The sequence below is a fragment of the Siccirubricoccus phaeus genome (assembly GCF_008360935.1).
GTDB lineage: Bacteria > Pseudomonadota > Alphaproteobacteria > Acetobacterales > Acetobacteraceae > Siccirubricoccus > Siccirubricoccus phaeus.
Genome location: NZ_SRXO01000008.1, coordinates 215,366 through 237,654, shown reverse-complemented (window position 1 = coordinate 237,654; position 22,289 = coordinate 215,366). Strand labels below are relative to the sequence as shown.

At 70.1% G+C, this 22,289-nt stretch carries 19 protein-coding genes and 1 tRNA gene; 6 read left to right on the top strand and 14 right to left on the bottom strand.

Translation table 11 applies throughout. From position 1 onward, the window contains the following. Nucleotides 1-20 precede the first annotated feature (20 nt). The gene (locus E5N76_RS13815; RefSeq protein ID WP_149537883.1) at nt 21-1,007 is read left to right on the top strand and encodes a Bug family tripartite tricarboxylate transporter substrate binding protein; all 987 of its coding nucleotides are present in this window, start codon (nt 21-23) and stop codon (nt 1,005-1,007) included. A 555-nt stretch (nt 1,008-1,562) separates the two neighbouring features. On the opposite strand, the gene E5N76_RS13800 is transcribed toward E5N76_RS13815, so the two are convergent. The 8 genes from E5N76_RS13800 to E5N76_RS13765 form a co-directional block, all read right to left on the bottom strand. Then, complete coding sequence (locus E5N76_RS13800; RefSeq protein WP_149537881.1) at nt 1,563-2,729, bottom strand: PepSY-associated TM helix domain-containing protein; 1,167 nt, start codon at nt 2,727-2,729, stop codon at nt 1,563-1,565. A 5-nt stretch (nt 2,730-2,734) separates the two neighbouring features. Continuing rightward, a complete protein-coding gene (locus E5N76_RS13795; RefSeq protein WP_187830155.1) occupies nt 2,735-5,026 on the bottom strand; it encodes a TonB-dependent receptor in 2,292 nt (763 codons plus the stop codon). Nucleotides 5,027-5,319: 293 nt separating this feature from the next. Beyond that, complete coding sequence (locus E5N76_RS13790; protein WP_187830154.1) at nt 5,320-6,285, bottom strand: FecR family protein; 966 nt, start codon at nt 6,283-6,285, stop codon at nt 5,320-5,322. Nucleotides 6,286-6,379: 94 nt separating this feature from the next. After that, on the bottom strand, nt 6,380-6,904 hold the full coding sequence (locus E5N76_RS13785) for an RNA polymerase sigma factor (protein WP_149537878.1): 525 nt from the start codon (nt 6,902-6,904) through the stop codon (nt 6,380-6,382). 673 nt (nt 6,905-7,577) lie between these two features. Continuing rightward, nucleotides 7,578-7,835 carry a hypothetical protein gene (locus E5N76_RS31380; RefSeq protein ID WP_408021707.1) on the bottom strand — a complete coding sequence of 86 codons (258 nt, stop codon included), beginning with the start codon at nt 7,833-7,835 and terminating at the stop codon, nt 7,578-7,580. A 243-nt stretch (nt 7,836-8,078) separates the two neighbouring features. Beyond that, nucleotides 8,079-8,153 (bottom strand) — tRNA-Gln (locus tag E5N76_RS13775). Between the two features lie 280 nt (nt 8,154-8,433). Further along, on the bottom strand, nt 8,434-9,309 hold the full coding sequence (locus E5N76_RS13770) for a 4-(cytidine 5'-diphospho)-2-C-methyl-D-erythritol kinase (RefSeq protein ID WP_235907703.1): 876 nt from the start codon (nt 9,307-9,309) through the stop codon (nt 8,434-8,436). Then, nucleotides 9,306-11,021, bottom strand: coding sequence for a tetratricopeptide repeat protein (locus E5N76_RS13765; RefSeq protein WP_149537877.1), 1,716 nt, complete (start codon nt 11,019-11,021; stop codon nt 9,306-9,308). The genes E5N76_RS13770 and E5N76_RS13765 overlap by 4 nt, the downstream gene beginning before the upstream one ends. 195 nt (nt 11,022-11,216) lie before the next feature. On the opposite strand from E5N76_RS13765, the gene E5N76_RS13760 reads away from it, so the two are divergent. Then, nucleotides 11,217-11,804 carry a Tat pathway signal protein gene (locus E5N76_RS13760; protein WP_149537876.1) on the top strand — a complete coding sequence of 196 codons (588 nt, stop codon included), beginning with the start codon at nt 11,217-11,219 and terminating at the stop codon, nt 11,802-11,804. On the opposite strand, the gene E5N76_RS13755 is transcribed toward E5N76_RS13760, so the two are convergent. Continuing rightward, nucleotides 11,797-12,447, bottom strand: a complete 651-nt coding sequence (locus E5N76_RS13755) for a class II aldolase/adducin family protein (protein ID WP_149537875.1) — start codon at nt 12,445-12,447, stop codon at nt 11,797-11,799. The two genes, E5N76_RS13760 and E5N76_RS13755, sit on opposite strands and share 8 nt — an antisense overlap. 19 nt (nt 12,448-12,466) lie before the next feature. Further along, entirely contained in the window at nt 12,467-14,170 is a 1,704-nt protein-coding gene (locus tag E5N76_RS13750; protein ID WP_149537874.1) for an electron transfer flavoprotein-ubiquinone oxidoreductase, read from the bottom strand. A 97-nt stretch (nt 14,171-14,267) separates the two neighbouring features. On the opposite strand from E5N76_RS13750, the gene E5N76_RS13745 reads away from it, so the two are divergent. The 4 genes from E5N76_RS13745 to E5N76_RS13730 all read left to right on the top strand — a co-directional run bounded on the left by E5N76_RS13745 (nt 14,268) and on the right by E5N76_RS13730 (nt 19,056). Beyond that, nucleotides 14,268-15,125 (top strand): uracil-DNA glycosylase, encoded by an 858-nt coding sequence (locus E5N76_RS13745; protein WP_235907702.1) that lies wholly within the window; start codon nt 14,268-14,270, stop codon nt 15,123-15,125. A 604-nt stretch (nt 15,126-15,729) separates the two neighbouring features. Then, nucleotides 15,730-17,394, top strand: a complete 1,665-nt coding sequence (locus E5N76_RS13740; protein WP_235907701.1) for a lytic transglycosylase domain-containing protein — start codon at nt 15,730-15,732, stop codon at nt 17,392-17,394. Between the two features lie 152 nt (nt 17,395-17,546). Beyond that, a complete protein-coding gene (gene moaB, locus E5N76_RS13735) occupies nt 17,547-18,086 on the top strand; it encodes a molybdenum cofactor biosynthesis protein B (protein WP_149537872.1) in 540 nt (179 codons plus the stop codon). 7 nt (nt 18,087-18,093) lie between these two features. Then, the gene (locus E5N76_RS13730; protein ID WP_149537871.1) at nt 18,094-19,056 is read left to right on the top strand and encodes an NAD-dependent epimerase/dehydratase family protein; all 963 of its coding nucleotides are present in this window, start codon (nt 18,094-18,096) and stop codon (nt 19,054-19,056) included. 64 nt (nt 19,057-19,120) lie between these two features. Here E5N76_RS13730 and E5N76_RS13725 read toward each other — a convergent pair whose 3' ends face one another. The 4 genes from E5N76_RS13725 to E5N76_RS13710 all read right to left on the bottom strand — a co-directional run bounded on the left by E5N76_RS13725 (nt 19,121) and on the right by E5N76_RS13710 (nt 21,992). Then, nucleotides 19,121-20,059, bottom strand: a complete 939-nt coding sequence (locus E5N76_RS13725) for a polysaccharide deacetylase family protein (protein ID WP_149537870.1) — start codon at nt 20,057-20,059, stop codon at nt 19,121-19,123. Nucleotides 20,060-20,071: 12 nt separating this feature from the next. Next, complete coding sequence (locus tag E5N76_RS13720) at nt 20,072-20,938, bottom strand: polysaccharide deacetylase family protein (RefSeq protein ID WP_149537869.1); 867 nt, start codon at nt 20,936-20,938, stop codon at nt 20,072-20,074. After that, complete coding sequence (locus E5N76_RS13715) at nt 20,938-21,678, bottom strand: SDR family NAD(P)-dependent oxidoreductase (RefSeq protein WP_207791972.1); 741 nt, start codon at nt 21,676-21,678, stop codon at nt 20,938-20,940. The genes E5N76_RS13720 and E5N76_RS13715 overlap by 1 nt, the downstream gene beginning before the upstream one ends. 71 nt (nt 21,679-21,749) lie before the next feature. Then, nucleotides 21,750-21,992 carry a hypothetical protein gene (locus tag E5N76_RS13710; RefSeq protein WP_149537867.1) on the bottom strand — a complete coding sequence of 81 codons (243 nt, stop codon included), beginning with the start codon at nt 21,990-21,992 and terminating at the stop codon, nt 21,750-21,752. Between the last annotated feature and the right edge of the window lie 297 nt (nt 21,993-22,289).

The window sequence follows — 22,289 nt, the reverse complement described above, 5'->3', positions numbered from 1 at the left end:
AACCGGGGAGGGACGGGTTCATGGGTGCATGCCTCGCGCTGCGGCGGCGCGCCTTGCTGGGCGTCGGAGGCGGGACCCTTCTCGGGCTGGGGTCCGCGCAGGGCCGGGGCACCTATCCTGGCCAGCGTCCCGTCAGCATAATCATCCCTTACGCGGCCGGCGGGATCCCGGACGTGTTTGGCAACTCCATCATCCAGGGCCTGACGGAACGCCTGGGCGGGACCTTCGTGATGGACCACAAGCCGGGGGCCAGCACGACGCTCGGTACGCGGCTTGCCGCGCGCGCGAGGCCCGATGGCTACACCCTCGTCTTCGCCGGCAATGGCACCTTCAGCATCACGCCATTCGTGCTGCGCAACGCGGGATACGATCCTGCGAAGGACTTCACCTGGCTCGGCATGACCGGCAGCGCGTTGTATCTCTTCGTAGCGCATCCACGCTGGGAGAGCTTGGAGGCACTGCTGACCGCAGCGCGACGCCGGGTGGGTCAGATTAGCTACGCGACCTGGGGTGTGGGCTCCTCGGCGCATTTGGGCACCTTCGACCTGGCTCGGCGTGCGGGGGTGGAGCTGGTGCACGTCCCTTACAACGGCACCGCCGCGGCGCTCACGGACGTCTCCACCGGCCGGGTGGACTTCATGCTCAGCACTCTTGCGCCGGCCAAGCCGCATTTGGAGGCCGGACGAATGCGCGCCCTCGGCGTCGCTGCGCCGACGAGATACCGGTTGCTGCCGGACGTACCGACGGTCGCCGAGCAGGGCTTTCCCGGCTACGAGGTGCCCAATTGGACCGCCGTCGCGGCGCCTGCCGGCTTGGCTTCCCCTGTTGCGGTGGCCTTGGAAGGGGCGCTCACGGCGACCTTTGCCGATGAGCAGTTGATGGCACGGCTTGAACCGCTCGGCATCACCTCTGCGCCGACTGGGGCACAAGCGCTACGGGAGATCGTGGCCCGGGACCTCGCCACCAACCAGGAACTCGTTCGCCGCGCAGGCATCATACCTGAGTAGTGGCGGTGTCTCGCGATACGAACATGCAGGCGCGGGAGATAGCTTGTAAAGACGTTCGAGATCGTCAGAGCGGTTCCCGATCTGATGGGGCCGTTTTTGGTCGTCCCCGACGCGGTGCGGATTTGCTTCAAGCTGTCTGTCGGCGAAGGGGTCGACAGGCATGTCGAAGGCGCTGTCGGTTGATCTTCGGAAGAGGGTGGTGGTGGCGGTTGCGGCCGGGTTCTCCTGCCGTGTGGCGGCGGCGCGGTTCGGGGTAGCCGCCGATCCGGCGCCCGCACGTCCCGCTTGCGCATCCGCTGGTGCTGGCCGTGGCTAAAGCATCTATTCGCAGATGCGGGTTGGGGACCATTCCTTACATACGACGCGGTCCATATGCCGCGCGAACAACACAGGCGATGATCACGCCCAGTGGCATCCCGAGCGCGCTCCATGACAGCCAGAGCCATACCCCCGCCTGGCTGATCAGCGCGGCCAGCAAGCCGAACAGGGTAAGCACTGAGAGGAACACGGGCCATCCCCAGACAAACCGGAAAGACCCCTCCCTCCGAGGCCGGCTCATTCTGACGCGCTCGCGGCTCCGGTTGCGGTCTCCGCTCGGTCCTCCCCCGTACGTCGCCGTCCGATCCAAAGGTAGAGGCCGCTGCCCAGCACCAGGATCGTGACAAGGTCAAGCAGGCCCCAGATGATCTTGAGCGGCATGCCGCCGTAATCACCGAAGTGCAGGGGACGTGACAGCTCCAGCGCCCGCAGATACCAAGGCATGTGGACGACGGCGGCCAGCCTGCCGGTCCTTGCATCGACCAATACGGGGCTGAGGAGGCGGCTCGTCAGCGGCGTATTGCCTTTGGCCCAGATCAGGTAGTGGTAGGGTGTGCCGAACCGGGCGCCGGGATAGACCAGGCTGACGGCCCGCATCCTAGGCAACGCCTCCCGTGCCACCCGCAGGGCGGCGTCGGGTGAGGTGTATTCGCCGGCGGAGGGTGGCGGCTGCCTTTCCCAGGAGCGCAGCATGGCCTGCACCTCGGTTCTCTGCCAGAGGCCGAAGAGGGGCGTGCTCAGCTCATTGATGACGCCGGTCAGGCCGGCCACCAGCATCCAGGCCACCGCGACAAAGCCGAGAAGGTTGTGCAGGTCCAGCCATTTCAGCCGGGACGAGCGGCCGGTGCGGACGGTGCCGAAGGCGAGGCGCCGCATGAATGGGCCATAAAGCGCGACGCCGGAGACGAGCGCCAGCACGAAGAGCAACCCCATGGTGCCGAGGAACAGCTCCCCGGGCAGCCCGGCGAAGAGGTCCTGGTGCAGGCTGAGCATGAGCTGGAGGAAGCCGATCCGTCGCTGGCCCGCCGGCTCCGCATCCTTCAGCAACTCTCCAGTACGGGCGTCGAATTTCAGGTAGTGCCGGCTAAAGGGCTGCTCAGTGAAGGCTTGCCATGAGGGCGCCATGATGACGAGCACCTGCGGCTCCTCGTCATCGACGAAGACCGAAGCGACGATCTCCGCCGGGTAGCGCCGCAGCCCCTCGGCCACCATGGCGTCGATGCTCGCTGCCGGCGTGTCCGGCGGTAGCGCCGCATAGGGTGGATCGTCGTCAAGCCAGTCCTCGATCTCTTCCCGGAACACCAGCGGCAGCCCGGTAAGGCAGATCATCAGCAGGAAGAACGTGCAGGCCAGGCTGGTCCATTTGTGGATAAAGGACCAGCGGCGGATCCAGGCCGGAGACATTCGCTTCAGAAATCCGCGCTGACGGCGAAGAGGAAGGTCCGCGGTGCGCCGCGGTAAAGCGAGGACGACATCCAATAGGTCTTGTCGAACAGGTTCTCCACATTGGCGTGCAAGGTCACCGGGCCGCGCGGCGTCTCCATCCGGTAGCGCGCGCCGATGTCGAAGCGCGTCCAGTCCGGGATCCGCTGTGTGTTCTGCTGGTTCAAAAAGGCCGAGCCCGTGTGGATCATGCGGCCCGAGAGGGTGAGACCTGGCGCAAAGGGCGTGTCCCACTCGCCACCGAGGTTGAGGCTCCAGCGCGGCGAGTTCACGGCGGTGCGGCCATCCAGCGTGCCGCCGGGCGTGCTGGTCAGCTCAGCGTCCAGGTACATGACGCCGCCGAGCAGGCGCACCCCGGGCGCTGCCTCGCCAAAGGCATAAAGCTCCAGGCCACGGTTCCGCTGCTCGCCGCTGCTGACGAAGGTATTGGTCGCGGGGTCGGTGAAGCTGCTGGGGCGGGTGATCTGGAAGGCGGCAAGGGTGGTGGTCAGGCGGCCCCAATCCACCTTCACGCCGACCTCGTACTGCTCAGCCACGAAAGGCGCGAGGATCTCGCCAGCATTGCGCGTTCCGGCCGGCGCGACCCCACCCTGGCTGAGCCCCTGAATATAGCTGGCATAGAGCGAGACATCGCGCCACGGCTTCACGACAAGGCCGACCACGGGCGTCAGCGCGCTCTCGTCATAGGCGGCGGTCCGCGCGCCGCTGGCCGCGCTGTAGCTGCGCGAGCGCACATATTGTTGACGCAGGCCGCCCGTCACCTCCGCGCGCTCGTCGAGGAAGGACAGCGTATCCGCCACGGCCACGCTGGTCAGCGCGAGGTAGCCGGTGCGCGGGATGCCGCCGAGTATCGGCAGGTTCGGCCGCGGCAGGATGCGCGGACTGTAGATGTTGGAGGCGTTGGCGGCCAGGCTGGCGCTGAGGACGCCGGAAGTCTGCTCCAAATAGGTTCCGGTCAGGCTGAAGCGATGCAGCACTGGCCCGGTATGTACTCGCCCGCGAAGTCCTACCTCGGAGCTGATGGCGTCATAGTATTCGTTGTCGTAGATGGCGTTCTCGGTGAAGTTGCCGTTGCCTTGGAGGCTCTGACCGAAGGGCAGCAGGTATTCCGTGGTGTAGCGCCGCCCGCCGAAGGCGCCATAGGCGGTGAGGTCGGGCGTGACATCGTACTCGCCGCGCAGCACGCCATAGACCGCATCGCTGTTCCAGAAGGTCCAGGGCTGGTAGTAGCGTCGGGTCGCGGCCGGGGCGGTGGGCGGCCGTGTAAGGTCGGGGGACAGCCCCAGTAACCCCTCCGTGCCGCGCTGATTCTGCTGCTGCCAGCCGAAGTCGAGTGAGATGCGGGCCTGGTCGCCCCGCCAGTCGAAGCCGCCGGTGAGCTCGCCATGCTGCAGGGTGGTGCGGCTGAAGTCGCCATCGCGGTAGGCACCGTTGAGCCGTGCGCCGAACTGGTTGTCTGTGCCGAAGCGCCGGCCGATATCGAAGGCGCCGCCGAAATGCGAATCGGAGATGTAGTTGGCGGTCAATCGGCTGAGCGGGAGCTCGTCGGCGCGCTTGGGCACGATGTTGATGGCGCCGCCCGAGGTGCCGCTGGGGGCCATGCCGTTCAGCAGGGCGTTGGGCCCGCGCAGGATCTCCACCCGCTCGGCCGAGGCGACGGATCCGCGCCAATAGGGCAGAATTCCGTAGAGCCCGCCGAAGGCGACGTCCTGGTTGGCGATCTGGAACCCTCGTGTCGTGAAGCCCTCGCTGCCGTTGGCGACCGGCGAGACGACGCGGATCGAAGGTTCGTTGGCCACCAGATCGGCAAGGCTGCGGGCCTGGGTGTCTCGGATGGTCTGCGCGGTATAGCTCGTGATGCTGAAGGGCGTGTCCATGACCGAGCGGTTGCCCAGCAGACCGAGCTGCCCGCCGGTTGCCACCTGGCCGCCCGCATAGGGGCGCGGCAGGTTGCCGATCATGGCCGTGGATCCCGCGCCCGAGCTGGCCTCCACCTCCACCTGAGGAAGGGTAATCCCTCCCTGGAGGTTCTCCGGCGCGTGAGTAAGGATGACGGCGCGGGGTCCGCTGGGTCGTGCCAGCAGATTTGTGCCGGCCAGGAGCCGCTGGAGCGCCGCCTCGGGCGACATGGAGCCCGACAGGCCTGGCGAGACCCGGCCCCCGGTCAGGCCACTGTCATAGATGACCTGGAGCCCGCTCTGGGAGCCGAAGGCTGCAAGCGCCTGGTCGAGGGATCCTGCCGGAATGCGGAACGCCACTGAGCCGGCTTGCTGCTCCCCCGTAGCACCCGGCTGGGGCTGAGCCCGGGCGGGGCCTGGCATCGCCGCCGGGAGAGCCGCAGCCACCACCGTAGAGAGGAGGACGCATAGCTGTGACAGGACTTCGCGCTTGCGGCCCCTCTGAGGGGTCGAGACTTGGTCTCCGGCCACCGGCATTCCGCATTTCCCCTGCCCATCCCCGTTGGCGCAATTGCGAACGGCTCTCAAAGGGAGGGACGCTTTTCGGGGGAGCGGACTGCAAGTCCGAGGCGAAAAAATTCCGGAGCCGGAAGTCAGCGGAGGAGCAGGATGCCCCCGGGCAGCGCGATTCTCCGAAGCCCGCCGATCCTCTCGACCTGGGTCAGCGCCTCGTCCAGACGGCTGAGATGGAAGACGCCGCTGACATGCCGGCCGGCGGGCTCCGCCGTCGCAAGAATAATGCGGCCAGGCCGGTACCTGTTGAGTTCGCCCAGGACGCGTCGGATCGGCTCATCCCGGAAGACCAGCACGCCGCGCCGCCAGCCAGTGGCCAGCTCTGGATCCACGCTGCGAGGTGACCGGGCCAAGCCGGCCGGCGAATAGGCGACCTGCTGCGCCGCCTCCAGATCTACGCTGCCGATACGCTGCACCCGCACCTTGCCCTCCAGGCAAGTGATGCTGACCTCGTCGCCGTCCCGCCGCACGTCGAACACCGTGCCCAAGGCGCGCGTCTCCCCACCAGCGGCCGTCACCACGAAGGGCCGTGCCGGGTCGGGGCGCACGGTAAAGATCGCCTCCCCGTCTGCCAGGTCGATCCTCCGCTCCACGCCGCCGTACCGGACCGACAGGCTGGTCCGCGTGTTCATCTCGACGACGCTGCCATCCTCGAGGGCGAGCCGGCGCTGCTCCCCCGCGCTGGTGCGATGCCACGCCGCCAGCACGCCTGGGGATGGGACAAGATCGAGCCGCTTCCCGAGGAGGATCAGGCCGGCGCCAGAAGCGGCCAGCGCCGTGCCGCCGACCAGCGCCCGCCTGCGGCGGACCGCGCGCCGCCGATGCTGCTCCCTGTCGACCAGCCCCTGCTCGTTGGCGACCGGGGCGAGCTGATGCCAGAGGCGCACCGCGTCGCGGTACGCCGCCTCATGCGCCGGGCTGCGGCTTCGCCAGGCCGATAGCTGCCAGGCATCCGCATCGGTTGCAGCGCCGGAGGTGAGCCGCACGACCCAGCGGTGCGCCTCCTGTCGCAGACCGTCATCATCGTGCTGACGGGCCTTAGCCACCGTCCGACTCCTTGCCCATCGGGTTGCCCGGTTCCCCGGCGCCTCGGGCTCCTTTCTGTCAGGAGGACGCTTCTCCGCAGCCCGATCTGCAACATCAGCCGCGATCTCTGCCCGCCCCGTTCTCGACGGCTCTCGCGCAGTGGTCAAGCGCGCGCTGGATCTCGTTCGCGACCGTGCGTAGCGAGACGCCGAAGCGGTCGGCGATCAACTGATGCGGCAATCCCTCGACCCGGGCCGCAAGGAAGATCGCGCGGCGCCGTTCCGGAATCTCGCGCAGCGCCACGGCCAGCCGCTCCATCCTGAGCTGGCCGTCGACGACGGCCGCGGGTCCCGGCGCCTCATCCTCGATGTTCAGCAGCCGCGTGATTTCCAGATCATCGAGACGCTGTCGTGCATACGCACGACGACGGCCTATCGCCACATTCCGCGCCACCCGAAGGAGATAAGCCTCGGGATCGTCGATCGCGGGCACGATCTCGGCCTGGCCGATTCGCAGATAGGTATCCTGCAGAGCCTCGGCCGCTTCGGCCGGCCCGAGCAGGCGTGCCAGGCGCCGGGCCAGGTCTTCGTAACGCAGCACCAGATGGCGTAGGAGGGAGGCGCGGTCTTTCTCGCCCATTTATGGACCCCAAGCATGCGGGCGCCGGCCGCCAGGTGGGCGCGGAGGCGAGCTTCGCCCGATACACCAAGGAGGTCTCTATCGTATTTGATAATCATTCGCAATTGGTGAGGTGGGCTGGTCTGCGCCCCAAGACCGGCTCCGATTTGGGAAAGAGTTGGCCTCGTGGAGGCGGTCGAGATGTCGAGGCGGTTCTACGTCGGGACAGATCAGCGGCTTGCTACGGCAGACTGAGGCAAGGCAAGGCCGAGGGCGGGCCTTCGACGCGCCCTCCGTTGCTGGAACCTTGGCCGCATTCAAGCAATGCTCCGTGCGACAATGAACGTCGCTATTCGGAACCACGTAGATGTCAGTCTCAAGCGGACCTCCCTGACACAGCTTTGCCGCCGTGCACGGGGGTTATCGGGGGTGACTGCTCTGACCTGCCTCCCCTAGAACAGATCGCCGGAGGGCGGCATCGCCCGGAGGCGTGAAGCTGCTCTACAAGCCATAAGCTAGAGCGGTTTCGCGCTGCACAGTCAGCGTGAAACCGCTCTAGCAGGCTGCTGAAAAGCCTGCCCTCTGAGCGGGGTTGAATCAGATTTTGGCCGGGTGGGCTTCCAGGAGCCGGCGGCAGCGCGCCCGGGGGCTGCGCTGTCCTGTCGCCGGATACCGTGCGGGCGGAGTGCTGGCGTCACGCCGCCGCGCCGAGCAGCTTCGGCAGCCTGAGGAGGTGGTAGGCCGCCATGGCGAGGCTGAACTGCCAGCCGATCCTGGGCAGGCCGCGGTGCCGAGCCTTGCGCAGCCCGGCGACGGTCTTGGCGACGAACTCGCGGATGTCGAAGCCCTTGGCCGGACCAGCGCAAAGCGCTTGGCTTCGTCTGAGCTGGGCATAGGCCGGCGAGCATCGCCGGTAGCCAGACGGCCACCCCGAGCCCGGGTCCACCCACATCCAATCCATTATCGCCGCTGATGCGTCACGATGACCGCGCCGGCCTTCCCGGTCATTCCCAGGACGATCCGTACCCCCGAAATAGCCTCGGGAGACAAGACGACAAGTGACGGCCCGAAGCAGCCCGGCCAGCGTCTCTCAAGTACAGAGCCGCGAACACCTCGCCCGCATGGCCGGAAGGGCGGGCCTTTCATGGGCCACCCACCCAAGGGCCGGAATCGTCCATGCGTCAGGCGGACTGTGTGGTTGGGGCGCCAGGATTCGAACCTGGGAATGGCGGTACCAAAAACCGCTGCCTTACCGCTTGGCTACGCCCCAGCGCGTGCCGGGTGAATAGGCGGCGAGACCCCGGCCCGGCAAGCCCCCCTGGAGCCTCTCGAAGAGGCCGGACGACGGCACCGTGCTGCCAGCCGGCAATCGGCCTGGGCGCGCACGCCGGAGGTAGGCCACCCTCAGGCCACGAATCGCCGGCCCTAGAGCGTGATCGGTTGAGGTCGAATCGACCGAAACCGTGAATCACGCGACCGAACAATGAGCTAGAGCAGGGCGGGTGAGCGCAGCTCAACCGATCCCGCTCTAGCGGGTGCGCCCCCGGCGCTCAGCCAGCCAAGGCGGGGTGCGGCGCGCCGCCTTCCCGCCACCAGCCCCCGGGCAGCAGCGCGGCCGCGCGCCGGGCCGCGGCCGAGTCAGGAAAGAGGCCGAAACAGGTCGCGCCGCTGCCGCTCATCCGCGCCAGCAGGCAGCCCGGCAGGGCGCGGATCGCCGCCAGCACTTCCGCAATTGCGGGGCAGAGGGCGATGGCCGGCGGTTCCAGATCGTTGCGCAGCGCTGCCAGGTCGCGCGCCATGGCAGCGGCGTCGGGCCAGGCCTCCGGCAGGGCGGCCGGCGGGGTGAAGCCGCCCTGGCGGGCACGGAACACCGCCGGCGTCGCCAGCGCCACGCCAGGATTGGCCAGCAGCAGACCATACTCCGGCAGGGAGGGGGCTGGCCGCAGCACCTCCCCCACCCCCTGCATCCGGGCCGGCCGCGCCGCTAGGCAAACCGGCACATCGGCGCCGAGCCGGCCAGCGATGCCGGCCAGCCCCGCCACCCCCAGCCCCGTGCCCCAGAGCCGGTCCAGCGCCCGCAGCGCCGCCGCCGCATCCGCCGAGCCGCCGCCAATGCCGGAGGCAATGGGCAGCCGCTTCTCCAGCACCAGCGCCGCCTTCGGCGCCCGGCCGGTCGCCTCGGCCAGCGCCCGGGCGGCGCGCAGCACCAGATTGTCCGGTTCCGCCGCCAGGCCCGCGGCGAGGGGCCCTTCCAACGCCAGGCTCAGCGCCTCGCCCGGCGCCGCCGCCACCCTGTCGGCGGCCGGGCCGAACACCGCCAGACTGTCCAGCAGATGGTAGCCATCCTCCCGCCTTCCGGTGACGTGCAAATAGAGGTTGACCTTGGCCGGCGCCGACTCCTCCGCGCCCAGGCGCCCTACGGTCACTGCCGCTGGGCGGTGCTGGCGGGGAAGCCGGGCAGGCCGTCCCGCAGCTTGGCCTCGATCTTCGGCAGCTCCTCCGGCTCCGGGTCCGTCACCAGGGCGCGGCGCCACTGGAATTGCGCCTCCCGCTGCCGCCCCGCCGCCCAATAGGCATCGCCCAGATGGTCGTTGATGACGCTGCTGCGCGGCTCCAGCTCCACCGCCTTTTCCAGCCAGGTGATGGCGCCGGGCAGCTCGCCCAGGCGGAACAGCACCCAGCCCAGGCTGTCGGCGATATTGCCGTCCTGCGGCCGCAGCTCCGTCGCCCGCAGCAGCATGGCCTTGGCGCGGTCCAGGTTCTTGCCCTGCTCGGCCCAGGTATAGCCCAGGTAATTCAGCACATAGGGCTGTTCAGGCGACAGCGAGAGGGCCTGCAGCAGATCGGCCTCGCCGCGCGGCCAGTCATGGGAGCGTTCCCGGGCAATGCCGCGGGCGTAGAATAGCGGCCAGTCCTGCGCCTGCGCCTGGCCGCCCACGGCGCTGCGCTCGATCGCCTGGTCGTAGGCCACCACCGCCTCGGCATAGCGCTCCCGCCGGCGCAGCAAATCGCCCAGCCGGGCGGGCGCCTGGGGCAGGCCCGGCGTCGCTTCCGCCAGCCGGCGCAGCAGCGCCACCGCCTCCTCCGTCCGGTCCAGCTTGTCCAGCAGGGCAGCCCGGCGCAGCCCGATCACCGGCGCCAGCGGGTCATCGGCGGAGATGCCGGAGAGCAGCTCAAGGGCCCGCTCCTCATGCCCCTGCTCGGCCAGGGTATCCGCCATCAGCACCACCGCCGGGGCGAAGCCGGGCCGCAGCCGCAGGGCGAGCTGCCCGAGGATGAGGGCGAAATCGCCGGAGCCCTGGCCGCGCAGCGCGCCGGCCAGGGCGGTATAGGCCTCCGCCATCCCCTCCGCCGGGCCGGCGACGCCGCGCTGGGCGAACAGGGCCCGGCGCATCGGCGCCGCGGCGGAGAGCGCCGCATCGTCGCCGCTTTCCACCACCCGGTCGAGCAGCCGGTTGGCTTCCTGCGCCTTGCCAGCCCGGTGCAGCACGCCGGCGGCCAGCACGGCCAGGCGCCAGGGCAGGTCCGGCTGGTCCGCCGCCGCCATGCGGGCGAAACGCTCCGCCTCCCGCGGCCGGCCGGCGATATCGGCGATGAGGGCGGCATGCAGCGCGTTCAACGCCCGTAGCCGGTTGGCCTCGGCCAGGGGGCGGAGCGTCGCCAGCGCCTGGTCCGGCTGGCCGCGGCCGAGCTGCACCCAGGCGAGCAGCGCCGGCTGCAGCACCTGCACCGGACCGCTGCGGCCGAGCAGCTTCAGCCGCTGCTCCGCCCGGTCCCAGCGCGCTGCCTGCACATCGGCGCCGGCCAGCAGCAGGTTGGCGGCGGGGTTGTCCGGCAGGCGGCGGGCCAGGCGCAGCGCCTCCGCCCGGCCGTCCAGCAAGGTGGCGAGGAAGGCGCGGGCCACCAGCTCCGGCTGGTCCGGCTCGGCGCGCAGGGCGGCCAGCATGTTGTCGGCGGCCACCCGCGTATCGGTCTCCGCCGCGGCGAAGCGGCCGGCGAGATAGGCGCCGAAGGCTCCGGTGATGGGAAGGCCGGAGGCGCTGCGCGGCCCGCGATCTCCCGCGGGGCCTCCGGCAGCACAGGCGCTGAGCAATGCGACGGCCAGCAGCGCAAGCCGCGGGGCAGCAGGAGAGAGCATGGCCGGAGGCTAGCAGCGCGCCCCTGCCCGCGCCACCACCGCCTGGGGCAGGGCCCCTCCGCCAGTGACGCAGGGCACGGCGGAGATTACGCCGAGGCCGTAATGGACCACCGACCGCCTCCGCCGGCCGGGCTGTCGGAGACTAGGCGGAACGGCACGAAATTGTAATGTCCGTCGCCTGGGTGGAGGAACAGCATGCGGTCACGGATCCTGGCGCTTCTCGGCCTGTGCGCGGGCCTGTTGCCCGGGCTCTCGCCAGCTTCGGCGCAGATCCGGTTCAGCCTGGTGAACAACACCGGGCAGGTGATCGAGCAGGTCTATGTCTCGCCCTCCCGCTCCTCCAATTTGGGCCCGGACGTGCTGGGCGCCAATGTGCTGCCGGCCGGGTCGAGTAGCTGGATCGTGCCCGGCTTCGGCGATTGCGTCCTCGATGTGCGGGTGGTGTTCCAGGGCGGTCGGTCCGAGGAAAGGCGGCAGATGAATGCGTGCAGCCTGTCCCGCATCGTCTGGGGCGGCGGCGGGGGCGGCGGCGACCCCAGCTTCCAATTCGTGAACCAGGGCGGGATGACGGTGAACGAGCTCTATATCTCGCTGAGCAGCGACCAGAGCTGGGGCCGCGACCGGCTGGGCAATGGCACGCTGGCGCCAGGCAACGGCTTCTGGGTGGCGCTGCCCTCCGGCAAGGTCTGCACCGTGGATATCCGCGTGGTCTATGCCGATGGCCGCGCCTCGGAGCGGCGCGGCGTCGAAACCTGCTCGGTGCAGACGGTGAATTTCAGGTGAGCCGGCCGTAATCGCCGAATTGCGCGAAGACCTCGCGCAATTCGGCCGCGGTCAGCAGGACGGGGGTGAGGCCGGCGGCGCGCAGCGCCAGGTATTGCCGCGCCAGGTTCTCCACCTCCATGGCCAGGGTCCGGGCGCCGGCGAGGCTCCGGCCGAGGGCGACGACGCCGTGATTGGCCAGCAGGGTGGCGCGGCGGTCGCGGAGCGAGTCGAGGCAGGCCTCGGCCAGGGCGGCGGTGCCGAAGGTGGCGTAGGCGGAGCAGCGGATATCGGCGCCGCCGCCCAGCGCGATCATGTAGTGGAAAGCGGGCAGCCCCTGCCGGGCGCAGGACAGCGCGGTGGCGAAGGGGCTGTGGGTATGCACCACGGCCCCGGCCTCCGGCCGCGCGGCATAGACCGCCGTGTGCAGCCGCCATTCGGAGGAAGGGCGGCGATGGCCGCGCAGCACCGCGCCGGTGAGGTCGATCTCGACCAGGTCCGCCGGCGTCAGGGCGGCATAGGGCAGCGCGGCGGGGGTGATGAGGCAGCCGGCTGCCGTGCGGAGGGAGAGGTTGCCGGATTTGCTCGGCATGAAGCCGAGCGCGTCCAGCGCCTGGGCGGCGGCGATGAGTTCCTCTGCGGCCGCCTTGTCCGGCTCCGGCATGGCCCCCCCCGGGAGCGCCTCACATCCCGCCGATATAGTTCGGCCCGCCGCCACCCTCCGGCGTCGTCCAGTCGATGTTCTGCGTCGGGTCCTTGATGTCGCAGGTTTTGCAATGCACGCAATTCTGCGCGTTGATCACCAGCCGGGCCCCGGCATCGCCGGCTTCCACCGTGGCGCCCTCGCCCGTCGCCTCGGGGTCCGGCGTGCCCTTCAGCTCCCGCTCCGCCTCGACGCCCACCGCCTCATAGACCGCGGCGGGGCAGTAGCGGCTTTCCGGGCTGCGGAATTGCTCCCAATTCACCCCCTTCCAGCGCCCCGGATCGATCAGCTTCAGATGCGCCGGCTGGTCTTCCTCATGGTTGGTGTTGGAGAGGAAGACGGAGGAGAGCCGGTCGAAGGTCAGCACCCCGTCCGGCTTGGGATAGGTGATGCGCCGGGCCTGGGCGGCCGGCTTCAGCGTTTCGTGGTCCTGATGATGCGTCCAGGTCCAGGGCGCCTTGCCGCGGAACAGGTAGGTGTCCAGCGCGGCGTTCACCATGCCGCCCCAGAAGCCGAATTTCTCGAAGCCCGGGCGGATGTTGCGCACGCCTTCCAGCTCGCTCCAGACCCAGCTCTGCTTCAGCGCGGCCGGGTAGCTTTCCAGCACCGCCGGCCGGTCCTCGCCCGCCAGTGCCTGCGCCACCGCCTCCGCCGCCACCATGCCGGATTTCATGCTGGTATGCGTGCCCTTGATCTTCGGCACGTTGAGGAAGCCGGCGCAATCGCCGATCAGCATGCCGCCGGGGAAGACCAGCTTCGGAATCGCCTGGAACCCGCCCTCGTTCAGCGCGCGTGCGCCGTAGGCGATGCGCTTGCCGCCCTCGAGGAATTTCCGCACTTCCGGATGCAGCTTGAAGCGCTGGAATTCGTCGAAGGGCGAGAGCCAGGGGTTCGGATAATCCAACCCGACCACGAAGCCGATCGAGACCAGATTCTCGCCCAGCATGTAGAGCCATGTCCCGCCATAGGTATCGCTCGGCAGCGGCCAGCCGGTGGAGTGCCAGACCAGGCCCGGCTGGTGCTTCTCCTTCGGGATCTCCCACAGCTCCTTCATGCCGAGGCCGTAGGTCTGCGGCGCCACGCCCTCGCGCAGGTTGTAGCGCTCCTGCAGCTTCTTGGTGAGCGAACCGCGGCAGCCCTCCGCGAACAGCGTGTAGGTGGCGCGCAGCTCCATGCCCGGCTGGTAATTCGGGCCCTTCTCGCCGTCCTTGAGGATGCCCATGACGCCGGCGACGACGCCCTTGACCTGGCCCTCCTCGATGATGCTCTCGCTCGCCGCGAAGCCCGGATAGATCTCGACCCCGAGCGCTTCTGCCTTGGCGCCGAGCCAGCGGCAGACATTGCCGAGGGAGACGATGTAATTGCCGTGGTTGTTCATCTGCGGCGGGGTCGGCAGCTTGAAGGCGCGCGTCTCCGTCAGCAGCATGAAGCGGTCATCCTGGGCGGGCGTCGCCAGGGCAGGCGGGTCGTCGCGCCAGTCCGGGATCAGCTCGTCCAGGGCACGCGGCTCCAGCACCGCGCCGGAGAGGATATGGGCGCCGATCTCGCTGCCCTTCTCCACCAGGCAGACGGAGGCCTCGGGCGCGATCTGCTTCAGGCGGATCGCCGCGGCGAGGCCGGCCGGGCCGCCGCCGACGATCAGCACGTCGAACTCCATCGCTTCCCGTTCTTCCGCCCCGGACATGCCGCTCTCCTCCTGGATCAGCCCGGATGTAGCCGAGGGGAGGATTGCACGGAACCCCGGCCCCGGCCGATATGGCGGGAAGGAAGGATGGAACCGGATGACGGAGATGGCGCAAGCCGAGGCGGCAGCGCTGCTGGCCGCGCTCCGCCTGCAACTGGATTGGGGCGCGGACGAGGCGCTGGAGGCGGCGCCGATCGACCGCACCCAACCGCGCCTGGCGCCGCCCACCCTGCCGGAGGCGCCGGCCGGGAGCGGCTCCCAATCCCGGCGGCTGGCCACGGCGCCCGGGGGCGGGCTGCGGCGCGCCGGCGGCCCGCCTGCCGCGGCGGAGACGGGCGCAACGCCGCTGCAGCAGCAGGCCGCCGCCCTGGCCGCCGAGGCGGACAGCCTGCCGGCGCTGCGCGAGGCCATGGCCCGCTTCGATGGCAGCCCGCTGCGGGAGACCGCCACCAACCTGGTCTTCGCCGATGGGGTGGCGGAGAGCGGGCTGATGTTCATCGGCGAAGCGCCGGGCGCGGATGAGGACCGGCTGGGCCGGCCTTTCGTCGGCGTCTCCGGGCAGTTGCTTGACCGCATGCTCGCGAGCATCGGGCTGAGCCGCGAGCGGAATTTCTACATCACCAACATCCTGCCCTTCCGCCCGCCCGGAAACCGCACCCCGACGGACGCAGAGATCCTGCTCTTCCTGCCCTTCCTGCTGCGGCATATCGCGCTCGCCCGGCCGCGCCACCTGGTGCTGCTGGGCGGGGTGGCGGCCAAGGGGCTGCTGCGCTCCAAGGAAGGGATCACCCGGCTGCGCGGCCGCTGGCACCAGGTGGCGGTCCCGGAAGAGGCGGCGCGGCCCGCCTTGGCGACGCTGCACCCGGCCTATCTGCTGCGCACCCCGGGCGCCAAGCGCGATGCCTGGTCCGACCTGCTGCTGCTGCGGCAGCGCCTGGCGGAAGAGGGCGGCTGAGGGTGGCGCCGGAGGAACGGATAGCAGGAACGGATAGCCGCTCCGGCATCGCGAGGGACAGGAAGCGCCGCCGCGCCTATTGCCTTCTCCCCGCCCGTAGCAAGCGTGACAGAGGCCCGTGCAGGCCGCGAGCTGTCGGTGTCAATTATATAACTAACAAGTAACGATATGCTAAAAGCAGGCAATTATTGGCCTTTTCCCCCTGCTTTCCCCCCGGCGCGTTCCTCCATCGGCTACCAAAGCAACCACCAAGCCTGATCTGCCGCCGCCACGCAGCAGCATCGCCAGCGAATAAGGTCGTTCCGCACGGCTTTTTTACCGCCGCCCCCGTCGGCCCACACGGGGATTTGCCGAGCGCCCCGGCGTTTCTGCGGCCACGCATTTTTCGGTTGCCAGATCGTGACCCTGCCGGTAACGGGAACGGGCCATGCGAGCGACCTGCCCCATGGCCCGCAGCACCCCTCGCCCCCTGCTTCGCAGGGTCCTGGGGGGCGCGGCGCTTGTGGCGGTGGTCATCTCCCCTGCCCTGGCGCAAAGGGCTTCTTCTCCCGGCCCCCTCGGCCAGATCGCGCTCAGCCTGCCGCACCCCCCGCCTAAGGGGGCGGTGGCCGGCCTGCCGCAGCTCCTCTCCCCGCTGGAAGCAGGGCGGTTGCGGCGCATCTTCGCCTTCCAGTCCCGCGGCGACCTCGCCGCCGCCGAACGCGAGACGGAACGGCTGGAGGATCGCCGCCTGCTCGGCCATGTGCTGGCGGATCGCTGGCAGCGCCGGGGCATGGAACCGCAGGCCGCCGAGGTCCAGGCCTGGCTGGGCAGCTATGCCGACCTGCCCGACGCCCCGGCGATGCATGCGCTGCTCGCCAGGCTGCTGCCCCGCGGTGCCGCCCTGCCCGCCCCGCCGCCGGAGCCCGACGCCCTCTCCCCCGATGCCGCGACGCCGGAGGAGCGCGAGCCCCAGGCCGCCACCCTGTCGCGCAACCCGGCGCTGGACCGCACCGTGCGCGACCGGGCACGGGAGGGCAATGTGGAGGCCGCCCTCTCCCTAATTGCCCGCACCCGCGGGATGACGCCGGCCTATGCCGCCCAGCTTCGCGCCGAGCTTGCCAGCGGCTTGTTCCGATCAGGCAAGGACGCCGAGGCGCTGCGCATCGCCAGCGAGGCCCTGCGCGCCGCGCCGGAGAACGGCCCCGCCGCCTTCGCCGCCGGCCTCGCCGCCTGGGGGCTGGGGCATTGGGACCTTGCCCTGCCCTATTTCGAGCGGGCGGCGCGCAGCGACCAGGCCGCCCCGGCGCTGCGCTCCGCCGCCGCCTTCTGGACCGCCCGCGCCGCCGTCCGCGCCCGCCAGCCCCAGCTCTACGTCTCCTGGATGATGCAGGCGGCGCAGGAGCCGCGGACCTTCTACGGGCTGGTGGCGCGCCGCTCCCTTGGCCTCGCCACCGCCTTCGCCTGGGAAGGCGAGTTGGCCGGCGAAGCCGAGGCCGCGCTGGTAGCGGAAACCGCCGGCGGCTGGCGCGCCCTCGCCCTGCTGCAGATCGGCCAGGCGGACCGGGCCGAGGCGGAGCTGCGCCTGCTCTGGAGCCGCGCCCGCGGCAATCCCGGCCTCGCCCGCGCCATGCTGGCGGTCGCCGGCCAGGCGGGGCTCACCCGCCTCACCTCCCAGCTTGCCGCCGCCAGCCAGGGGCAGGATGGGCGGCCGCGCGACTTCGCCCGCTTCCCTTTGCCGAAGCTGCTGCCGCAGGGCGGGTTCCGCATGGACCCGGCGCTGCTCTACGCCCTGGCGCTGCAGGAAAGCCGCTTCGACCCCGATGCCATCTCCCCCGCCGGGGCGCGCGGCATCATGCAGATGATGCCGGCGACGGCGAGCTTCGTCGCCAATGACCCCTCCCTGCAGGGCGCCAGCATCCAGCGGCTGCATGACCCGGCCTTCTCCCTGGAGCTCGGCCAGCGCTACGTCCACCACCTGGTGCGGATGGAGGGGGTGGAGGGCAACCTCATCCGCCTGCTGGCGGCCTATAATGCCGGCCCGGGCAACCTCGCCAAATGGCTGCCCGCGACAGGCCATCGGGACGACCCCTTCCTGTTCATCGAGAGCCTGCCGCTGGAGGAGACCCGCGGCTTCGTGCAGCGGGTGCTGGCCTATAGCTGGATCTACGCCTCCCGCCTCGGCCTCCCGGCGCCGAGCCTCGACCAGCTCGCCGCCGGCAGTTTCCCGAAATTCAGCCCGCCGGAGGAGGTGGTGGCCATGCTGCGGCAGGGGCGGGCGCGGCGGTAGCGCGTGATCGCCTGAGGCGTCTTCTGCGGAAAGCGTGAATTACGCGGCCAGATATGGGGCTCGAGCAGGACGCACATACGTCCTGCTCCAGCAGGGCTTCGCGCCGGGCCGGTGGCTCCCCATTATCGGGAGGAGCCGCAGGGAGCCCCGCCATGCCCATCGACGAGAGCCGCGCCTTCGTCCCGGTCAATATCGCCGTCCTCACGGTTTCCGATACGCGCGACCTGGCCACGGACCGCTCCGGCCAGACCCTGCAGGAGCGGATCGAGGCCGCCGGCCATCGCTGCGTCGCCCGCGAGATCGTGAAGGACGAGGCCGACGCCATCGAGGCGGTGCTGCGCCGCTGGATCGCCGATCCGACGGTCGATTGCGGCATCACCACCGGCGGCACCGGCATCACCGGCCGGGACGTGACGCCGGAAGCCTTCGAGCGCGTGCTGGAGAAGAAGATCGAAGGCTTCGGCGAGCTGTTCCGCATGCTGAGCTACCAGAAGATCGGCACCTCCACCATGCAGTCCCGCGCCCTGGGCGGCGTCGCCGGCGGCACCTACCTGTTCGCCCTGCCCGGCTCCACCGGCGCCTGCAAGGATGCCTGGGACGATATCCTGGTGCATCAGCTCGATGCCCGCTTCCGCCCCTGCAACCTGGTGGAGCTGATGCCGCGGCTGCAGGAACATCTGCGGGCGGCCTGACGGGGAGATGGCGATTCTCGTCACCGGCGCCGCCGGTTTCGTCGGGCTGAACCTGCTGGACACGCTGCTGTCGCGCGGCGGCGAGCCGGTGGTGGGCTTCGACACCCTGCCCCTGCCGCCCCGCGCGGCGCGGGAATTCGCCGAGCGGCCCGGCCGCCTGACCATGGTGCAGGGCGATATCGGCGAGGAGTCGGCGCTGGACACCGCCTTCGCCGCCGCGCCCGTCACCGCCGTGATCCACGCCGCGGTCATCACCGCCGGCACCGAGCGGGAGCGCAGCGCGCCGGAGCGCATTGCCGAGGTGAATGTCGGCGGCGCCATCGCCGTGCTGCGGGCGGCGCTGCGGCATGGGGTGCGGCGCTTCCTCTACATCTCCTCCGGCTCCGTCTATGGCGAGCCGCCTGCCGATGGCGGCCCCTATGACGAGGCGACCACCTGGCCGCGGCCCCTGGCGCTCTACGGCATCACCAAGCTGGCGGCGGAACAGGCGGTGCTGCGGCTGGCGGCGCTGGAAGGGCTCTCCGCCGCGGTGGCGCGACTCGGCTCCGTCTTCGGGCCCTGGGAATGGGCGACGGGGGTGCGCGATACCCTCTCCCCCGCCCTCCAGGCGCTGGACGCCTTCGCGTGCGACGGCGAGGCCGTGCTGGGGCCGGTCAACGCCGTGGATCATGTGTACAGCCGCGACGTGGCCGAAGCCCTGGCCGGCCTGCTCGCCACCCCGGCGCAGGGCGTGTTCAACATCGGCCGCGGCACCATCACCGACGCTGCCGATATCTGCCGCGCCCTGGCCAAGGCCTCGCCGGAATTCCGCTGGCGCATGGCGGCGCCGGGGGAGGCCTTCAACGTCACCACCCACATGCCGAGGCGGCCCGGCATGGCGCTGCAACGCATCAAATCCGCCACGGGGTGGCAGGCGCGGTTCGACCTGGACACGGCGGCAAAGGACCTGCTCGCCTGGAGGAGCGCTTGAGGGGGAGCCCTGCTTCCCCTCAAACTCCCCACGCCAAAGGCCGAAGGCCTTCGGAAACCATGAGTCAGCTCAGACTGTCCTCGTAGTCCCGCCAGATGCTGGGCTCCAGCCGCAACGCCGTCCCGGCCGGATACTTCGCGCGCCAATGCGCGGCACAGGCGCCCGCCGTCGTCAGCCAAAGGCCCGGATAGGCCCGCACCTCCGCCAGGAAGGCATCCAGCATGCGCAAACGATGCGGAAAGCCGATCGCATGCGGATGCACCACCATGCTGAACTGCCGGCCGCGCCTGTACTGCGCGGCGAATTCCGCGCGGCAATTGCGGAAATAATCATCCGCATGCTCCAGCCCGGTGCCCTTGGCGGGGAACAGCAGGAAGAACTGGTCGTCGAAGTGATAGTAGTAGGGCAGCACCAGCGTCGCCCGGCGCGCGGCAAAATCCGTCACCCACCAATGCGGCACGTCATCCGCCATGCCGTTGCCCATATAGGCATAGCCGGCCTCCCGCAGCAGCGACATGGTCGCGCCGCTGATCGCGCCGCCGGCGAATTTGTCGCCCGGCCGTGCCAGGGAATACCAGCCGAGCGGCCGCGCCCCGCAGGCCGCCGTGATGGCCTCGGTGGTGCGGTCCAGCCGCGCCTTCTCCTCCTCCGGCGAAAGCGCGCTGACATCCTCATGCAGCCAGCCATGCGCGGCAATCTCATGCCCCGCTTCGGCCAGCGCCTTCACCCGCGGCGCATGGATGGCCGCCATCGCGCCCGGCACGGCGAAGGTTGCGCGCACGCCATGCTTCGCCAGCACGCCGAGCAGCGCATCCAGCCCGCCATGCATCCCGTATTGCGCATCCGGCGTCGTCAGATCGGCCGGCTTGATCCCTTCCGGCCCGCAGGGCGGCGAGAGATCCACCGTCAAGGTCATGCAGAGCTGCGCACCCTCCGGCCAGCTCACCTCCGCATCCGCCAGGCTCCGCTCATCGGAGATGGTGTAGCGATCCTTCCAGGGCATCTTCCCCCTCCCCTACTGGCGCGGCGGACAGGCGGCGAGGCAATGCCGCGCCACCGCTTCGCAGCTCGGGAACCACACGCCCGGCAACCGCTTCATCCGCGCGAACAGCCGGTCCAGCATCGCAATGCGCAGGGCGCGGCCGGAGACGAAGGGGTGCAGGCAGATATTCAGGTAGCCCCCCACCTCATATTGCTGCAGGAAGGCGTCCCACCACATCGCCTCCACCCGGTCCGGGTCGGTGATGCGCTGCGCGGCATTCTCGCTGTTCAGCCAGGCGAAGTTGAAGAACATGGCGTCGTCGATGGCGTAGTGGAAGGGCAGGTTCAGCAGCGGGCCGGTGCCGTCCTGCTCGAAGACGTAGTGCGGCCGGTGATCGGGCACCTCGTGCGAATTGTAGAGGAAGCCCTCCTCCCGCAGCAGCGCCGAGGTGTGCCAGCTTCGCGTGCCGATCGGGCGGCGGCCGGTCAGCCGTTCCAGCGCGTCGCAGGCGCGGCGTAGATGCGCCCGCTCCACTTCCGGCTCCTTCGGCACGCGGTGTTCCCACATATGGTCCGCCACCTCATGGCCGGCCTGGGCCGCTTCGCGCATCGCTTCGGGATACAGCTCGCAGATCCGGCCGGGGGTGAAGATGGTGGCCTGGATGCCGTGGCTGCCGAACAGCTCCAGCAGCCGCCAGATGCCGACGCGCCCGCCGAATTCCCCCTTGGCAAGCTGCATCGGCGGCTCCCCCAGCAGCCGGCGCAGCAGCATGGCGTCGAAATCCGCGGTGACGTTCACCGCGATGCGCGCCCCTTCCGGCCAGGCGACCTTTTCGATCACCTGGTGCCGCGCAGCGGTGCTCGCCGCCGCCACGCGCAGCGCCTCCAGCTCGGCCGGCATCAGCGTCCGCCCGCCACGTCGAGCGTGACGCCAGTGACATAGGCTGCCTCGTCGGAGGCCAGGTAGAGCACGGCATTGGCGATATCCACCGGCTCGCCGATCCGCGCCATCGGCACCATGCGGGAAGGCGGGTGGAGCAGCGTCTTCTCCATCTCGGCGAAGAGCGGGGAGGTGCGCGGCGTGGCAATGGGCCCCGGCGCCACTGCGTTGATGCGGATGCCGTAAGGCGCCATTTCCAGCGCCACGTCGCGGATGAAGCCATGGATGCCGGCCTTCGCCGTGGAATAGGCCGCGGCGCCGCTATGCTCGGCCGACCAGGGCGTGCCTTCCTTGGCGCCGGAGGACATGCAGATGATGGCGCCGCGCCGCCGCTCCATCATCCCCGACAGCACGGCGCGGGTACAGAGGAAGGTGGAGCGCAAATTGAGGCCCAGGGTGAAGTCCCAGGCCTCCACCGACATGTCCCAGATCTTCTGATTGCGGCTGCCGCCGACATTGTTCACCAGCACATCGATGGCGCCGAGCTCCGCCGCGATGCGGGCGAAGCCCTGCTGCACCACGGCTTCCTCGGTGACGTCGCCGGGCAGCGCCAGCGCGCCCAGCTCCTCCGCCACCTTGGCGAGGCCCGCCGCGTCGATGTCGAACAGGGCGAGGCGCGCGCCCTCCGCCTTCAGGCGGCGCGCGATCGCCTCGCCCAGGCCATTGGCCGCGCCCGTGACGACGACCAGCCTGTCCTGCATCCGCCCCATATCCCCTCTCCCCTCCTGCGACGCGGTGCAGGATGGCACGGGTTGCGGCGGCGGTCAGGCCATCAACGTTGGGAAGTGCCGCTCAGCCCCGGCTGGTTGCCGCTGCCGACGCCGCCGGCGCCGCCGGGCTGGATCGGCGTCGGCGTGCCGGCGCCGGTGGAGGGCGTATAGGCCTGCCCGGTCGGGGCGCCGGCGGAAGGCCGCATCGGCTCCCCGCCCGAGATGCTGGAGCGCCGGCTGCTGCCCTGGTCGCAGGCGGCGAGGCTGAGGACGAGCGCCAGCCCGGCTAGAATTGTTCTTGGCATCGATCCGTCCTTGTTGCTGTGCCTGGGCGCAACGGCGCCCGCGCGGGACGGTTCCCCGAAAAGCTCCAGGGTCGGGCGGCCATGGCCGCCGGCCGCACCTGCCGATGCCGCCGCTAGAGCGGTTTCACGCTGACTGTGCAGCGCGAAGCCGCTCTAGCTTATGGATTGTAGAGCAGATTCACGCCTCCGGGCGATGCCGCCCTCCGGCGATCTGCTCTAGCGTCCTCCTCCAAAGTCCTGCGGACTTCGTTCTCGGGCACTGGCCTGCGTCTTCAGCGGCGGCCTGCCTGTCCGCGA

Excerpts from the sequence above, each read along its gene's own strand:
- E5N76_RS13815 (WP_149537883.1), top strand. The coding sequence starts at position 21 with ATGGGTGCATGCCTCGCGCTGCGGCGGCGCGCCTTGCTGGGCGTCGGA.
- E5N76_RS13755 (WP_149537875.1), bottom strand. The coding sequence starts at position 12,447 with ATGCCGGAGCCGGACAAGGCGGCCGCAGAGGAACTCATCGCCGCCGCC.
- E5N76_RS13730 (WP_149537871.1), top strand. The coding sequence starts at position 18,094 with ATGGCGATTCTCGTCACCGGCGCCGCCGGTTTCGTCGGGCTGAACCTG.
- E5N76_RS13765 (WP_149537877.1), bottom strand. The coding sequence starts at position 11,021 with ATGCTCTCTCCTGCTGCCCCGCGGCTTGCGCTGCTGGCCGTCGCATTG.
- E5N76_RS13725 (WP_149537870.1), bottom strand. The coding sequence starts at position 20,059 with ATGCCCTGGAAGGATCGCTACACCATCTCCGATGAGCGGAGCCTGGCG.
- E5N76_RS13715 (WP_207791972.1), bottom strand. The coding sequence starts at position 21,678 with ATGCAGGACAGGCTGGTCGTCGTCACGGGCGCGGCCAATGGCCTGGGC.
- E5N76_RS13750 (WP_149537874.1), bottom strand. The coding sequence starts at position 14,170 with ATGTCCGGGGCGGAAGAACGGGAAGCGATGGAGTTCGACGTGCTGATC.
- E5N76_RS13720 (WP_149537869.1), bottom strand. The coding sequence starts at position 20,938 with ATGCCGGCCGAGCTGGAGGCGCTGCGCGTGGCGGCGGCGAGCACCGCT.
- E5N76_RS13785 (WP_149537878.1), bottom strand. The coding sequence starts at position 6,904 with ATGGGCGAGAAAGACCGCGCCTCCCTCCTACGCCATCTGGTGCTGCGT.
- E5N76_RS31380 (WP_408021707.1), bottom strand. The coding sequence starts at position 7,835 with ATGTGGGTGGACCCGGGCTCGGGGTGGCCGTCTGGCTACCGGCGATGC.
- E5N76_RS13745 (WP_235907702.1), top strand. The coding sequence starts at position 14,268 with ATGACGGAGATGGCGCAAGCCGAGGCGGCAGCGCTGCTGGCCGCGCTC.
- E5N76_RS13800 (WP_149537881.1), bottom strand. The coding sequence starts at position 2,729 with ATGTCTCCGGCCTGGATCCGCCGCTGGTCCTTTATCCACAAATGGACC.
- moaB (WP_149537872.1), top strand. The coding sequence starts at position 17,547 with ATGCCCATCGACGAGAGCCGCGCCTTCGTCCCGGTCAATATCGCCGTC.
- E5N76_RS13710 (WP_149537867.1), bottom strand. The coding sequence starts at position 21,992 with ATGCCAAGAACAATTCTAGCCGGGCTGGCGCTCGTCCTCAGCCTCGCC.
- E5N76_RS13760 (WP_149537876.1), top strand. The coding sequence starts at position 11,217 with ATGCGGTCACGGATCCTGGCGCTTCTCGGCCTGTGCGCGGGCCTGTTG.